This is a genomic window from Bifidobacterium sp. 7101, assembly GCF_000499285.1.
Classification (GTDB): Bacteria; Actinomycetota; Actinomycetes; order Actinomycetales; family Bifidobacteriaceae; genus Bombiscardovia; species Bombiscardovia apis_A.
The window spans coordinates 140,008-154,803 of record NZ_AWUN01000004.1; the positions used below are offsets into that span (position 1 = coordinate 140,008).

Genomic DNA, 14,796 nt, shown 5'->3' on the forward strand with positions numbered 1-14,796 from the left:
CCCGATCGAACGGCCCGTCGCCGCAAATCAGGTCCGCAAATACCGCCGCAGGGAGATGGAGGAGGCCATCGCCGACAAGAGCATGGCCCCCAGGATCAGGGCTGGGGCTATGAGCAGGACCGTGGACTGGTCGACGTAGGGCATCCATTGGACCGTGCGAGCCAGCCAGTCGGTAATGAAGAGCTTGACGATGGCGCTCAGGGCTCCGACAGCCAGAAGCGAGCCCAGCAGGGAGGCCACCACCCCCTCCAGGATGAAGGGCAGCCGGATGGTCCAGTTGGAGGCTCCCACCAGTCTCATGATCTCCGTCTCGTTCCGACGCGCGGCAGCGCTCATCCTGATGGTGGTGCCGGTCAGCAGAATGGCCACAATCACCATCACCACAGCCAGGACCAGAGTGACCGCCGTGGCCCTGTTGAGGATTTTGAAGACCGGGTCGAATATCTGACGCTGGTCGGAGACCTCCTCCACCCCATCGCGTCCGGACAGCACCTCGGAGACCACCTGGTACTTTGTCGGGTCCTTGAGCTTGAGCCGCAGGGAGCCCTGCATGTCCGCCGCGGTCATGGTCCTTCCCTCGTAGGTACCGTCAGGGTACTGCTTGAGGAAGGTGTTCTTGAAGAAGTCCTCACGGCTCTGATAGGTGATCTTGGCCACGGAGTCGCTCAGCTCGGTATTGATGGTGTTCTCCAGCTTGACGATCTCGTCATTGGTGGGCGCCTTGCCGGTCGCACACGAGGCCGCCTGGCTGGTGCCGTCCGGGCAGAGCCAGACCACCACCTCCACCTGGTCGTACCAGTCTCCCTTGGCCTTGCTGATCTGAGCCTGCATGAGGCCCGAGGCGCCTATGAACAGGAAGGAGATGAAGGTGACCAGCATGACCGAAAGGATCATGGACCCGTTGCGGCGCAGGTTGTCCCAGGTGCTGGAAAGGATGAACCGCAGTCTCATCGTGCTGCCTTCTTCTTGTCATCATGCTCATCCCGAACCTGTGCTTCGTTCTCTCGACGGGACTTCCTTGCCGCCTTGGGGGCTTCGGGCGGAGCAGGAGGAGCCGGCGGGGCTCCCATGGGCTCAGCATCATGATGATCGTCGCTCATTGAGACCTTTTTATCGGTCCTGGCCTTGTTGGAGGACTGTTTTGAGGGTTTGGGGACGTCCTGCTTCTTCCGGCCTGCAGTCTGATCTGATTTGCCGGTCGGCTCTGCCGGGCTGGAGCCATCGGACTCCGAAGGCTGATCGGGCCTCTTGAACCGTTGCCCACTATCAGAGGTCCTGGCAGAAGAACCTTTCATCGATCGTCGGTCATTGGCCTTGTCGTCCTTCTTGGGCGCTCTTTGACCTCGATCACGATTGCGTTCGTCATGCGCGAGACCCTTGCTGTCATCGCCGCGTTTCCCGTCCCGCTGCCTGCTGCCCGATTCTCCGTTCTGCCGATCCTGAGGCCTGCCTTCAGCGGTCGCCTTGGGCTGAACAGCATCCGAACCACGGGCAGAATTGGGGGATTTTCTGGAAGCTGTACGTTCTGTATGGGCATGTCCTGCCTTGTCGCGGTCCCTGTCACCGGAACCGTCGCTCGACTGACCTGATTGATCCTTGCTGGTCTGGGCCACAGGCCTGCGGAATCGCTCATCCGAGTCAGACCCTGCAGCCGTGTCTTCTTGCTGGCTGGAATCTTCCTGGGCGGACTCAAGGCTGCCCAGACCCTTGCCCCAGGTCAGGGTGTCCTCCACCGAGGTGAAGACCTGCCCATAACGCCCGGTTCGCCCCGAATGCATGGATTTGGCCAGCCGTGCGATTCCCTCGTCGCCGTACTGACCCTGGTTGACGGCCTGCGCCACCGCTTGGACCACCTGCTTGGCCCCCTTGGTCCCATCCGCGATGGGCTCGGTGGCCGGGCTGTTCCCGTCCTGCACGACGACCCGCACCGGACGGCGCCCTCCAACTCCTGCCTCGCGTGCACGGTCCAGGGCATCGCCGTCGGCGGGATCCCCGATGGCGTGATGGGAGCGCGCCGCAACCTCGGCATCGGGGAAGAAGCGCGAAGAATCATAGGATCCGTGGGCCTCGTCGCGCATGATCCGGCCCGTATGCAACTCCACCACCCGCTTGCGCATGGAGTTGACGATCTCCTCGTTGTGGGTGGCCATGACCACAGTGGTGCCGGTCCTGTTGATGGCGTCCAGGACCTCCATGATGCCCAGGGAGGTGGTTGGATCAAGATTGCCGGTAGGCTCATCCGCCAGCAGAATTTCCGGGTTGTTGACATAGGCCCGGGCCAGAGCCACACGTTGGGCCTCGCCGCCGGAGAGCTCGTGGGGGTAGTTGTGCTCCTTGCCGGTCAGCCCCACGGTCTTGAGCACCTGAGGCACCAGGGTCTTGATGGTGGACCGACGGGCACCGATGACCTCCAGCGTGAAGGCCACGTTCTGCCACACGGTCTTATTGTTGAGCAGCTTGTAATCCTGGAATACGAAGCCGATGGAACGCCGATACCCTGGGATCTCGCGGTTGCGCAGACGTCGCAGGTCGTTGCCGGCCACGCGGATCTCCCCCTCGGTGGCCTCCTCCTCGCGCAGGAGCAGACGCAGCAGAGTGGTCTTGCCCGACCCGCTGGCGCCCACCAGAAAAACGAAATCCCCGCGATTGACATCCAGGCTGATGTTATCCAAGGCCGGACGGGACCCCTTGGGGTAAATCTTGGTCACGCCCTTGAGCGAAATCAACGCCATTTACACTCCGTTCCTCGGTATTCCCATACAGAGGCTATCAAGAAGACCGACACTACTCACCCATGAAACACCGACCGGACCTGAGCCGGACGAAGCTCTACTTGTCGGCTTCCTCCTCGCGGGCCTGGACCCGCTGCTGGTGCCGCCAGCGAATGCCGGCCTCGATGAAGGCGTCAATGTCACCGTCGAAGACCCCCTGGGTATCTGAGGTCTCGTATCCGGTGCGCAGGTCCTTGACCATCTGGTAGGGATGCAGCACATAGGAGCGCATCTGGTCGCCCCAGCTGGCCTTGATGTCGCCGGCCAGCTCCTTCTTCTTCTTGGCCTCCTCCTCGTGCCGCAGAACCAGCAGCCGGGACTGAAGAACAGCCATGGCAGCCGCGCGGTTCTGGATCTGGCTGCGCTCATCCTGCATGGTGACCACGATGTTGGTCGGCAGGTGGGTGATGCGCACGGCCGAATAGGTGGTGTTGACACCCTGGCCGCCTGGGCCGGAGGAGCAGTAGGTGTCCACTCGGATGTCCGAGTCGGGGATGTCGATGTGGTCGGTGGGCTCCACCAGGGGGATGACCTCGACGGCGGCGAAAGAGGTCTGCCGCCTGCCCTGGTTGTCGAAGGGCGAGATCCGCACCAGACGATGGGTGCCGCCCTCCACTGACAGCCGCCCATACGCATAGGGGGCATCCACCTGGAAGGTGGCCGACTTGATGCCGGCCTCCTCCGCGTAAGAGGTGTCCATGACCTTGGTGGAGAAGCCATGCCGCTCAGCCCAACGCATGTACATGCGCAGGAGCATCTGCGCCCAGTCGGCCGCGTCCACCCCGCCGGCGCCCGAGCGGATGGTGACCACGGCAGCGCGCTCGTCGTACTCCCCGTCCAGCAGGGTCTGAATCTCCATGTCATCCAGGTCGGATCTCAAAGAGTCGATCTCCTTGCGGGCCTCCACCAGGGTGTCCTGATCATGCTCCTCCTGGCCCAGCTCCTCCAAGGCCTGCACATCATCCAGCCGGGAGGATGCGGACTCCAGGTGCTTGAGCTGGGATTGCAGGGCCGAGAGCCTGCTGGTCACCTTCTGAGCATTCTCCTGGTCGTCCCAGAGTCCGGGCGCGCTGGCCTGACGCTCCAGATCCGCAATCCGCGAGCGCAGACCATCCGGGTCCAGCGCCTTGGAAATCATCTCGTACTTGGCCTTGGCCTGCTCCAATGCTTGAGCAAAATCCATCTCTGCCATACCGTCTCACCGCTTTCCGGACCGGCTCCGCACGAGCCGACCACCGTCTTCATTCCTGTGTGCCTTTGCCTGTGACGGCCGGATTCCCGCCGACCGGACGGACCGGGTCAAAGGCCGCTGAAGATGGCCGGGATGACAAGACTGGCCAGCAGAGCCACGGCGATGACCAGGCAGACCACCCTGGCCGTATTGCGGCGCCGACGCTCCCGGCGCTCCCGCTCATGACTGTAGGCACTCATAGTCGGTAATTTTACCCATCGGCTGGGACCTGGCTGGTGTCGATCCGGACCCGACTGCCGGACGGACCGCCTGTATTTGAGCGTCGACCGGTTTATCCTGTAAGACAGCTTGATGTCAACACGACTGCACCGCCTGAAGGAGGAACGATGAGCACAGCACGCACCGCATGGGGTTGGGGCCTTGCCAGCCAGGACGAGCAGGGCCGGACCCTGGACGTTTGGTACCCCAAGGCCGAGATCTCCACACCGCCGGCCCCGGCCAACCGCCCCAACCACGACTTCGGCGACCAGGTACACAACCAGCCCGACGCCCGTGGCATCCGAAGGGTACCGGTCTTCACTGTATCCGATTTGGATGGCCCGATAGCCGATGCCGCCGACGCCTATCTGCGGCTTCACCTGCTCAGCATGCGCCTGACCCCGCCCAACAGCATGAACCTGGACGGGATCTTCGAACAACTGACCACGGTGGTCTGGACCAACTACGGACCCTTCGCCGTGGAGGACTTCGCCCTGCGCCGGTCACAGGTCATGGCTGCAGCCAGCCGGTCCATGCCGGGCATCCCGGTGACGCAGGTAACGGTGCTGAGCGTGGACAAGTTCCCTCGCATGGTGGATTACGTGGTTCCCGAGGGAGTCCGCATCGGCAACGCCGACCGGATTCGGCTCGGCGCCCATCTTGCACCGGGAACGACGGTCATGCATGAGGGCTTCGTCAACTTCAACGCCGGAACCCTGGGCCATTCCATGGTCGAAGGCCGGATCTCACAGGGGGTCGTGGTCGGCGACGGTTCGGACATCGGCGGCGGGGCCTCCATCATGGGCACCCTGTCCGGCGGAGGCCGCCATCGGGTCTCCATCGGTCAGCACTCCCTGCTGGGGGCCAACGCCGGCATCGGTATCTCACTGGGCGACGACTGCGTTGTCGAAGCCGGGCTCTACGTCACCGCCGGCACCAAGATCGGCCTGGGCGATCAGGTGGTCAAGGGGGCGGAGCTCAGCGGACGGGATCATCTGCTCTTCATCCGTGACTCCCGCACCGGCCAGGTCAAGGCCCTACCCCGCAAAAAGGGAATCGAGCTGAACGAGCGGCTGCACGCCAATTGAGCCCGGCGGCCATTGGGCTCAGCGCTGCTCCATGGGCAGGTAGTCGCGTGGTCCCTGACCGGTATAGACCTGCCTGGGACGACCGATTTTCGTGTCGGGATCGTCCAGCATCTCCCGGTACTGGGCGATCCATCCGGGGATGCGTCCCAATGCGAAGAGCGTGGTGAACATCTCCGGGTCGAAGCCGATGGCGCGGTAGATGAGCCCTGTGTAGAAGTCAACGTTGGGATAGAGGTGGCGTTCGACGAAGTAGTCGTCGTGCAGTGCCAGGTCCTCCAGCTCAAGAGCCACGTCGAAGAGCTCCGCATCCTCGGCATTCCTGTCTTGGTCGGGTTCGTCCATGAGCTTGTAGAGCCACTGCTTGGCAATGGCCGCGCGCGGGTCATAGGACTTATAGACCCGGTGGCCCAGACCCGCGATTTTCCGCCCCTCGCTCTTGGCCTGGTCCACATACCCCCGCACGCCCAGTCCGGAATCACGTATGCTCTTCAACTGACGCAACACGGCCTCGTTGGCGCCGCCGTGCAGGGGACCTGACAGGGTATTGATGCCGGCGGCCACTGCCGAATACAGGTTGGCCCGGGCCGATCCGGCAATCCGCACCACTGAAGTGGAGCAGTTCTGTTCATGGTCGGCATGGATGATCAGAAGCTTGTCCAGGGCCTGCACCTTGAGAGGGTCGGCTTGATAGGGCTGGTAGGGCATGGCGAAGCTCATCCGCAGGAAGTCCTCCACATAGCCCCAGGTCCTGTCCGGGTAGAGCAGCGGCTGGTCACGGCGACGACGGTGGATCAGGGAGACGATGGTGCGCACCTTGGCCATGATGATGGCACTGGCCTCATCCAGCTGGTCGGAATCGTCAACATTGCAGGTGTCCGGGTGGAAGCCAGCCAGGGCATTGACCGCCGCAGCCAGCACACTCATGGGATGAGCCTGGCGCGGGAAGGACGAGAGCAGATGGCGGAAGTCCTCCCCTACGACCGTGTAACCCAGGACATGGCTGCGGAACCGCTGGTACTGCTCGGCATCAGGCAGCTCACCGTGGGACAGCAGCCAGGCCACTTCGAGGAAATTGGATTGGGCGCACAGATCCTCTATGGCATAGCCCCTGTAGCGCAGTATGGACCGCTTGCCGTCAATGAAGGTGATTCCCGAGACGCACTGGGCCGTGGTCTGGAAGCCGGGATCCAGCGTGACCCAGCCGTCGTTGCGCAGGGAGGAGACCAGAATGCCGTCGGGCCCTTCGGTGGCGCGAACCAGGGGAAGATCAACCTGTTCGGAATCGATGGACAACCGTGCTGTAGACACCACGCACCTCCTGTTGATCAACCAGTGAGGTGCCAGTGAGAGTCGACGGCCAGGCCGGATCAGGCTACCGGCACCTGTACCGGCGTGGAATTGCCGACATGCTAGCAGAAACAACCACGACTTCGATTACCGGCTTGTAACCACAAGCATGAATCCGTCAGCTCCACCAACGACGCGCAGGTCCAAGCCAGTGCCGTCTTCGTCCCCGCACCAGCGTGCCGGCACAGGGCAGGGAGGAAAGTGCAGGTATCAAACAGGGCCGGCATCAAAGAGGGACCCGGGAGCATCCACATTGTGGACATTCCTGGGTCCCTATAGTCTGATTTCGGCCTCGGACGGCCTTCGACTCAGTCCCTGGTCGTCAGGATGACAGGTCCCTGCTCGGTGATGGCGATGGTGTGCTCGCTGTGGGCACCCCGCGATCCGTCTGCAGAACGCAGGGTCCACCCGTCCTTGGGATCCTGGTAAATCTGATCTGTGGTCGCCAGGAACCAAGGCTCAATGGCGATGACCAGGCCCGGGCGCAGCTTGTAGCCATGATGAGGAGTGCCATCGTTGGGCACGTGGGGATCGCCATGCATGATTCGCCCTACCCCGTGTCCACCGAATTCCAGGTTGACGCTGTATCCGTTTTCATGGGCAACTTCACCGACTGCAGCGGAGATGTCACCCAGGCGGTTACCGGGCTGAGCCTGGGCGATGCCCGCCTTCAGGGCCTCTTCAGTGGTCCGAATCAGCCGCAGATCCTCTGGATCGGCATGCTCACCCACCACGAAGCTGATGGCCGAGTCGCCCACCCAGCCGTCCACATTGATGGCCAGATCCAGGGAGAGCAGGTCGCCGTCCTTGAGGTTGTAGTCATAGGGCACCCCGTGCAGGACGGCATCGTTGACGGACAGGCAAATGTAGTGGGCGAAGGGGCCTGTGCCGAAATCGGGTGCGTAGTCCACGTAGCAGGAGGTGGCTCCCTTACGGGAGTTGATTCTGTCCTTGACGTAGTCATCCAGCTCCAGCAGGTTGACCCCGGGTTTGCTCATGGCTTTGAGCTCCTTGAGGATGCTGCCGACAAACCTGCCCGCCGGCTTCATCTGTTCGATCTCCTGCTTGGTTTTGAGCTCGATCATCCTCTGCGTCCTTTCATAATTGGTGCCCGCGGGTGCCGCCCCTCAGGATCCTGCCCAAGTACTACCTCTCAGTATTATCGGGTCAGTCGGACGAGTCCGGCTCTCAGTTCCGGCCGAAGGTGAAGGCCCTGATGATGGAGACGACTCCCAGCACCAGAAGTGCACACCCGCTGAAGATGACCAGGAAGATGACGGAGCTCAGCGGGTAGATCATGACGATGATCCCGGCGATGATGGATACGATGCCCGAGAAGATGGCCCAGCCTGAATGCGGGAGCCCCCAGGAGGCTGCCAGACTCATCACGCCCTCCATGATCCAGCTGATGCCCACAATGATGGTGACCAGTAGGGTCAGCGCAGAAGCGGACAGGGCCGTGTTCCTGACGATGACAATGCCGCCGACGGCGATCAGGGCGCCAAAGAGGACACCCAACACACGCCAGCCGCCGGGAAGCCCCTTGGATACGATGGAGGTGGCCAGACGGACCACGCCGGAGATGATGAAGTAGATACCCAGCACCACGGTCACGGCGATCAGGGTCTTGTCCGGCCTGAGCAGCAGGGCCAGGCCCAGGATGACCCCAATCACGCCCATGACGCCCATGATGGTGCGGATGGCCCGCAGGGTTCTGAATCCCAGATCCTCGGCGATCATGGAGAATGGATCCATCCGTGGCGGGCGCCCCTGGTAGCCGGGGTATTGCCCATATTGACCATAATTATTCTGGCCATAATTATTCTGGTATTGGCCGTTATTCTGCGAAGAATCCTGACCACCGTACTGATTGGGCTGACCGCCCTGCATGGGATCCGTCATACCGTCCTCTTTCACTCGCTCAGGGCGACCGGGCGGCCGTCCTGTCACCGCCTTCCAAGTTTAAATCACCACGGGGGCAATCGCGGCTTTTCCCTTAGGCGGATGATTCTCCGGTCCACTGATCCCCGCCGACCCCGGGGCATGGCATGTCACCAAAGATGGCTAGGCTTGTGGCATGGCACAATCTACTGAATCCAAGACCTCCTCCGGACTTGATCCGGCCTCCTTCTCTTCGGTCATCAGGCCCCAGGACGACCTCTTTCGTTTTGTCAACGGTCCCTGGATCGACACCTACAGTCTGCCCGAGGACCGCTCCCGGTTCGGCTCCTTCGACAAGCTCGCCGAGGATGCCGAGGCACAGATCCGCGAAATCCTCGAAGACCCGGAATCCCCGGCTGTCAAGTCAGCCCTGCTCTACCGCAGTTTCCTGGACACCGAGGCCATCGAGGCTGCGGGAATGGAACCCATCCGCCCCGACCTGCAGGCCATTGATGCCGTGCCCGATAAGAAGGCATTGACCAGCCTGCTGGGCCGGCTCAATCCCACTGGCGGCCCCGATCTGTTCGGCATTGCCATCTATGGCGATCCGGGCAACGCCGGCGTCAACGTGGGTCATATGGAACAGGCCGGGCTTGGGCTTCCCGACGAGGCCTACTACCGGGAGAAGAGTTACGCTCCGGTCCGTCAGGCCTACACCGACATGGTCGCCTCCCTGCTCAGGCTCTCCGGCTACGCCGACGACCAGGAGGATGCCCACAGGCAGGCGGGGTCCTTCCTCGAGATCGAGACGCGCATAGCGGCACGCCACTGGGACAACGTGTCCACCAGAGATGAGGATCGTACCTACAACCCCACTACGCTGACTGACCTGGAGTCGACGCTCGCCGATTTCGATCTGCACACCTGGATCGAGTCCTGGCAGAAGGCATATGCAGCCAGCCCCGTCGCCAATCTGCAACCGGTCGATCTGAGCTCAGCCCTGTCCAGGACCATCGTGCACGAACCCTCCTTCCTGCAGGGTTTGAACGAGCTCTGGAAGACCAGCGATCTGGAGGATCTGAAACTCTGGGCCCGCGTACACACCCTGATCGAGTGGGCAGGTCTGCTCAGCAGCGACTTCGATCAGGCCAGGTTCGACTTCTATGGCAAGGTTCTTTCAGGCACGACCAAGATGCGTGACCGCTGGAAGCGAGCCGTATCCCTGGTCAACGGCATTTGCGGCGAGGATGTCGGACGCGAATATGTGCGTCGGCACTTCCCCGCCTCCAGCAAGGCCCGTATGGAGGCCCTGGTTGGGGACCTGATCGACGCCTACCGGGTCTCCATCACCTCCAGCGACTGGCTGGGCGAACAGACCAAGGTCAAGGCTCTTGCCAAGCTGGACAAATTCTCGCCCAAGATCGGCTACACCGAACACTGGCGCGACTATACGGCCCTGGCTGTGGACGAAAAGCTGGGTCTGGTCGACAACGTGCGGCGGGCCAACCTCTACGAGTCCGGCTACCAGTTCGGCAAGGCCGGTCAGCCTGTGGACAAGGAAGAGTGGCTGATGAACCCTCAGACGGTCAACGCCTACTACGAGCCCACCCTGAACGTCATCGTCTTCCCCGCAGCCATCCTGCAGCCGCCCTTCTTCGACCCGGAAGCCGACGATGCCGTCAACTACGGAGGCATCGGATCGGTCATCGGCCACGAGATCGGACACGGATTCGACGACCAGGGCTCCAAGTACGACGGTGACGGACGTCTGCAGGACTGGTGGACCCCGCAGGACCGTGAAAACTTCGAGCAACGGACCAAGGCACTCATTGAGCAGTACAACGGGTTCGTCCCCAAGCAACTTGCCGAGAAGTACGCCGACAAGCCCGAGCAGGCACCTCATGTCAATGGGGCACTGACCATCGGCGAGAACATCGGGGACCTGGGAGGCGTCAACATCGCGATCAAGGCCTATGCACTCTTCTTGCAGAGGAAGGAGGGCGGCACAGCCGGGACTGACGATGCGGCCATGGACCAGGCACTGGCCTCGGCTCCGGTCATGGACGGCTACACCGGTCTGCAACGGTTCTTCCTGTCCTATGCCTCCATCTGGAGGACCAAGAACAGGGATCAGCTGGCCGAACAGTATCTGCAGATCGATCCCCACTCCCCTGCTGAATTCCGTACCAACGGCATCGTCAGGAATGTGGATCGCTTCTATCAGGCCTTCGGGGTCACCGCCGACGACGGTATGTGGCTGGAGCCCGAAGCACGGGTCAAGATCTGGTGAACCTGTTCTGATCGAAATCGTTGGTTCACGGCTTCAAGTAGCGTGCTGATCAAGGCGGGAGGCAGACGGGAATCAGTCGGCCTCCCGCCTTTGTCTTGCTCGGCCGGAACAACCTCTGCTCATCCGGAATTGGAAGCCCCCACCGATGTCCGCTCGGCTGCAGACGACGCAGAGGATGCACAGACAGAGGCGGTTTCGGATGGTGAGGATGGTAGCGGCGTGGTCCAAGGGTCCGGGCCCACCGCCCCCTCATCGGTGGGCGTAACAGGCGCAGCACCCGATTGGTTCCTGGTGAAGGTGTCCTGTCCCCGGGCCAGGTCGTGACCGATGCCATCCGCCACCAAGACCAGACTGCTGTGCGGCTGACCATCGCTGGTCCATTCCTCCGTCACCAAGGATCCGGAAACCATCACCGGATCACCCTTGTGCAGACAGGCCAGGGCATTGACCGCCAGAGTTCTGAAGGCCTTGACCGTCAGCCAGGTGGTGGATTTTCGTTTCCACACCCCAGCCGCAGCATCGTAATAGGCCGGCGTGGAACCCAACCTGAAGGAGCAAACAGGTGTAGACCCAGGCTGTCCCAGACGAGTTGGCTGGGCCCCCATGAAGCCGAAGACGGTCGTTTTTATTTCGTTGATAGACATACCGGAACCTCTCTGTCGATGTTATGAATCCGACGCTGTAAATCCGCCGGTCGATTCCTGATCTTGCAGCGGTGAGGCCATTCGACGGAGGATCCCCGACCGGAGCGCGGATAATCGGAGCGGGGGAAGGTACTGGCCCCGGCCAGGAACCCTCCGACGAACGGTGAATCCATCCTGCCTCCGCCCACGTCCCCGCACCTGACCCGCAGACCAATGTGGTCGAACGGGCTCGGTCTGGTTCCCGTGGTGGACAAGCCGCCCCATGGCTGGGTTCCGAATGCCCCTCCACTGTCCAGGACCATCGAGCATCGGCCTGGGCTAAACTGTGAGAGCAGATACATCGGCACGGTTTGGAAGGACCCGCAGTCATGGTTCACACGCTGGTCAGTTGGAATATCGATTCGCTCAACGCCGCCCTGCTGGGCAAGAGCAGCCGCAGCGCCCTCTCCCTGAAGGTGGTGGAGACCATCCGGGATCTGGACCCCGATGTCGTAGCCATCCAGGAGACCAAACTCAACGGTGACCAGAAGAAATCCGCAGGCATCCTTAAGGCGCTCATGCGCTACTTCCCCGATTACCAGGAGGTGGACCGCCGCTCCGAGGCCCCGGCCCGCACAGGCTACGCAGGCACGCTCATGCTCTACCGCAAGAGCCTACCGGAGCCTACCGTGACCCGCCCCCGCATCGGCGCTCCGGACACCATGGACGACGAGGGCCGCATGCTCACTCTGGAGTTCCCGGACTGCTTCGTCACCACGGTCTACACCCCCAATTCCGGATCGGGACTGGTCAGGCTCAAGCCGCGCGGGGTCTGGGACGATTGCTACCGTCACTACCTGCAGGAGCTGGATGCCCGCAAGCCGGTCCTGGCCTGCGGCGACTTCAACGTGGCCCACGAGGAGATCGACATCGCCAACCCGGCATCCAACCACCATTCCGCCGGCTTCACCGACCAGGAGCGCGAGAAGTTCGGCCTTCTGCTGGACGCCGGCTTCACCGACACCTTCCGAAAGATCCATGGCGATGCCGCCGGATTCTACGATGACCGCCGCAGCATCTACACCTGGTTCGCCCAGCGTGCCCCGAAGAGCAAGATCAACAACTCAGGCTGGCGCATCGACTACTGGCTGACCTCCAACCGGATCGCTGACCAGGTCAGCACCAGTGAACCCGTGGACACCGGCGAGCGCCAGGACCATCTGCCCATTCTGCTGCGCATCTGACCGGATAGATCCCTGAACCCAAACCGATACGACCAAAGGGCGGGGCCTTGGTCACGCCATGATGTACGTGACCAGGGCCCCGCCCCTCTATATTGGTTGCGATAAGCAACCATGGGTGTGGCATGCCCTACTGCAGGGCTGCGATCCGATCAAGAATCACCTGAGCGGCCTGATCAGCAGGAACAGCTTGCACATCCGAACCGTCGCGGTTGCGAATCTCGATGGTGCCGTTGGCGATGGTGTCGCGTCCGGCAATGGCGACCAGGGGCACCCCGATCAGCTCGGCATCCTTGAACTTGACCCCGGGGGATACCTTGGGCCGGTCATCGTAGAGGACCTCCACGCCACGGTCCTCCAAATCGGCGACCAGCTTCTCAGCGGCATCGAAGGCCTCCTGCTTCTTGCCGGTGGCCACCACATGAACCGCGGCAGGAGCGACAGCCTTGGGCCAGGCCAGACCCTTGTCATCGTGATGCATCTCCGCGATGCAGGCCAGCACGCGGGAAATGCCGATGCCATAGCAACCCATCCAGACCGGCACCGCCTTGCCGTTGCGGTCCAGAACCTTCAGACCCAATGCGTCAGAGTATTTCAGTCCAAGCTGGAAGACCTGCCCTATCTCCACGCCACGTTCGAAGCTGAGCGGTCCTGATCCGTCAGGGCTCATATCCCCGTGACGGACCTCGGCGGCCTCCACCACTCCGTCGGCTTGGAAGTCACGCCCGTAGACCGCATTGGCCAGGTGCACTCCTTGGGCATCCGCACCGGTCACCCAGGCTGAGCCGGGCGCCACATGGGCGTCGAGGAAGTAGCGGATATGAGCGGCGGACTCACTGTCCGAACGCTGAGGGCCCAGCACGCGAGGACCAATGTACCCCTTGACCAGCTCGGGATGGGCCGCAAGGTCAGCCTCACTGGCCTCCTCGATCTCGGCCGGGGCGAACTGGGCCTCCAGCCGCTTCATGTCCACCTGACGGTCGCCCGGCAGGCCGACGGCCACCAGCTCCCGCCAGCCCTCGGGATGGTCATTGTCGGCAGGGTGCTTGACGGCCACAATCAGGTTCTTCAAAGTATCGGCAGCGGTCCAGTCCCGGCCGTCCTGGCGGGGATGCAGCTGGTTGAACCGCTCCACCAGAGTGTCGATGGTGGTCGAGTCGGGGGTATCCAGCTCCTGCATGGCCGGGGTCTCGGAATAGCCGACGGACTCGGGGGGCGGGGTGGTCAGCGCCTCAACATTCCATGCCTTGCCCGAGGGAGCCAGGGCAAAAGTGTCCTCACCTATGGGCAGCGGAGCCAGGAATTCCTCGGACTCTGATCCCCCCATGGGTCCGGAGACCGCGTGGACGATTACGTAATTGACGCCCAGGCGCTTGAAGATTCGTTCATAGGCGCCGCGCTCATCCTGGTAGGCCTTCTTCAGCCCCTCCTCATCCACGGTGAATGAGTATGCATCCTTCATAATGAATTCGCGACCCCTGATCAGCCCGGCGCGGGGACGGAACTCGTCGCGGTACTTGGTCTGGATCTGATAGAGAACCACCGGCAGGTCCTTGTATGAGGAGTACATGTCCTTGACCAAAAGGGTGAACATCTCCTCATGGGTGGGAGCCAGCAGGTAATCAGCGCCGTGCCTGTCCTGGAGGCGGAAGAGATTCTCGCCGTACTCCTCCCATCGGTGGGTGGCCTCGTAGGGCTCGCGAGGCAGCAGGGCCGGGAAGTGGACCTCCTGGGCGCCAATGCCGTTAATCTCCTCACGGACCACGGCCTGGACCTTGTCAAGGACTTTCAGACCCAGTGGCAGCCAGGTGAAGATGCCCGGGGCCACCTTGCGGACGTATCCGGCACGCTGAAGGAGTTTGGCCGAGTCCACATCGGCGTCGGCCGGATCCTCCCTGAGGGTCCGCAGAAAGAGGGTTGACATGCGCATGGCTTTGGTTCTCATACCTCCCAAAGATATGCGCGCAAAGGGACAAGCAGCCATAAAAGATGACCTGTGACAATTTGCTGCAGGAGAGCCTGAAATCTGCGATTATGGACGCTCTTGCAGAGAAACCCGCTCTCGTTACATACGACTACCCAACAATGTTGAAAGAAAATTATCC

Annotated in this window: 12 protein-coding genes and 1 pseudogene; 4 read left to right on the forward strand and 9 right to left on the reverse strand. The window is 62.1% G+C overall.

The window, feature by feature from the left end; genetic code table 11:
• Positions 1-27 precede the first annotated feature (27 nt).
• Complete coding sequence (ftsX, locus tag P272_RS0106265) at positions 28-951, reverse strand: permease-like cell division protein FtsX (protein WP_029678687.1); 924 nt, start codon at positions 949-951, stop codon at positions 28-30.
• Between the two features lie 75 nt (positions 952-1,026).
• On the opposite strand from ftsX, the gene P272_RS09635 reads away from it, so the two are divergent.
• Positions 1,027-1,086, forward strand: coding sequence for a hypothetical protein (locus tag P272_RS09635; RefSeq protein WP_367379055.1), 60 nt, complete (start codon positions 1,027-1,029; stop codon positions 1,084-1,086).
• Between the two features lie 614 nt (positions 1,087-1,700).
• Here P272_RS09635 and ftsE read toward each other — a convergent pair.
• The 3 genes and pseudogenes from ftsE to P272_RS09585 form a co-directional block, all read right to left on the reverse strand.
• Positions 1,701-2,732: pseudogene (gene ftsE, locus P272_RS09305) on the reverse strand (cell division ATP-binding protein FtsE); the annotation flags it as partial.
• A 97-nt stretch (positions 2,733-2,829) separates the two neighbouring features.
• The gene (gene prfB, locus P272_RS0106275) at positions 2,830-3,963 is read right to left on the reverse strand and encodes a peptide chain release factor 2 (protein ID WP_029678689.1); all 1,134 of its coding nucleotides are present in this window, start codon (positions 3,961-3,963) and stop codon (positions 2,830-2,832) included.
• 107 nt (positions 3,964-4,070) lie between these two features.
• Positions 4,071-4,202, reverse strand: coding sequence for a hypothetical protein (locus P272_RS09585; protein ID WP_258326683.1), 132 nt, complete (start codon positions 4,200-4,202; stop codon positions 4,071-4,073).
• Positions 4,203-4,349: 147 nt separating this feature from the next.
• Here P272_RS09585 and dapD point away from each other — a divergent pair, with 147 nt between their 5' ends.
• The gene (gene dapD, locus P272_RS0106285) at positions 4,350-5,309 is read left to right on the forward strand and encodes a 2,3,4,5-tetrahydropyridine-2,6-dicarboxylate N-succinyltransferase (RefSeq protein ID WP_029678691.1); all 960 of its coding nucleotides are present in this window, start codon (positions 4,350-4,352) and stop codon (positions 5,307-5,309) included.
• 18 nt (positions 5,310-5,327) lie between these two features.
• On the opposite strand, the gene P272_RS0106290 is transcribed toward dapD, so the two are convergent.
• The 3 genes from P272_RS0106290 to P272_RS0106300 form a co-directional block, all read right to left on the reverse strand.
• Entirely contained in the window at positions 5,328-6,617 is a 1,290-nt protein-coding gene (locus P272_RS0106290) for a citrate synthase (RefSeq protein ID WP_081709080.1), read from the reverse strand.
• 347 nt (positions 6,618-6,964) lie between these two features.
• Positions 6,965-7,741: a type I methionyl aminopeptidase gene (gene map / locus P272_RS0106295; RefSeq protein WP_029678693.1), complete on the reverse strand. Its 777-nt coding sequence runs from the start codon at positions 7,739-7,741 to the stop codon at positions 6,965-6,967.
• A gap of 103 nt (positions 7,742-7,844) precedes the next feature.
• Positions 7,845-8,558, reverse strand: a complete 714-nt coding sequence (locus tag P272_RS0106300; RefSeq protein ID WP_029678694.1) for a DUF308 domain-containing protein — start codon at positions 8,556-8,558, stop codon at positions 7,845-7,847.
• A gap of 175 nt (positions 8,559-8,733) precedes the next feature.
• Here P272_RS0106300 and P272_RS0106305 point away from each other — a divergent pair, with 175 nt between their 5' ends.
• A complete protein-coding gene (locus P272_RS0106305; protein WP_029678695.1) occupies positions 8,734-10,827 on the forward strand; it encodes a M13 family metallopeptidase in 2,094 nt (697 codons plus the stop codon).
• Between the two features lie 119 nt (positions 10,828-10,946).
• Here the strand turns inward: P272_RS0106305 and P272_RS0106310 are convergent, their stop codons facing one another.
• Entirely contained in the window at positions 10,947-11,471 is a 525-nt protein-coding gene (locus P272_RS0106310; protein ID WP_052323218.1) for a single-stranded DNA-binding protein, read from the reverse strand.
• Between the two features lie 368 nt (positions 11,472-11,839).
• On the opposite strand from P272_RS0106310, the gene P272_RS0106315 reads away from it, so the two are divergent.
• Entirely contained in the window at positions 11,840-12,694 is an 855-nt protein-coding gene (locus tag P272_RS0106315; RefSeq protein WP_029678697.1) for an exodeoxyribonuclease III, read from the forward strand.
• 127 nt (positions 12,695-12,821) lie between these two features.
• Here the strand turns inward: P272_RS0106315 and P272_RS0106320 are convergent, their stop codons facing one another.
• A complete protein-coding gene (locus tag P272_RS0106320; RefSeq protein WP_029678698.1) occupies positions 12,822-14,636 on the reverse strand; it encodes a proline--tRNA ligase in 1,815 nt (604 codons plus the stop codon).
• Positions 14,637-14,796: the final 160 nt, after the last annotated feature.

Coding starts and splice junctions, on each gene's coding strand:
- ftsX (WP_029678687.1), bottom strand. CDS start 951: ATGAGACTGCGGTTCATCCTTTCCAGCACCTGGGACAACCTGCGCCGC.
- prfB (WP_029678689.1), bottom strand. CDS start 3,963: ATGGCAGAGATGGATTTTGCTCAAGCATTGGAGCAGGCCAAGGCCAAG.
- P272_RS09585 (WP_258326683.1), bottom strand. CDS start 4,202: ATGAGTGCCTACAGTCATGAGCGGGAGCGCCGGGAGCGTCGGCGCCGC.
- dapD (WP_029678691.1), top strand. CDS start 4,350: ATGAGCACAGCACGCACCGCATGGGGTTGGGGCCTTGCCAGCCAGGAC.
- map (WP_029678693.1), bottom strand. CDS start 7,741: ATGATCGAGCTCAAAACCAAGCAGGAGATCGAACAGATGAAGCCGGCG.
- P272_RS0106300 (WP_029678694.1), bottom strand. CDS start 8,558: ATGACGGATCCCATGCAGGGCGGTCAGCCCAATCAGTACGGTGGTCAG.
- P272_RS0106305 (WP_029678695.1), top strand. CDS start 8,734: ATGGCACAATCTACTGAATCCAAGACCTCCTCCGGACTTGATCCGGCC.
- P272_RS0106310 (WP_052323218.1), bottom strand. CDS start 11,471: ATGTCTATCAACGAAATAAAAACGACCGTCTTCGGCTTCATGGGGGCC.
- P272_RS0106315 (WP_029678697.1), top strand. CDS start 11,840: ATGGTTCACACGCTGGTCAGTTGGAATATCGATTCGCTCAACGCCGCC.
- P272_RS0106320 (WP_029678698.1), bottom strand. CDS start 14,636: ATGAGAACCAAAGCCATGCGCATGTCAACCCTCTTTCTGCGGACCCTC.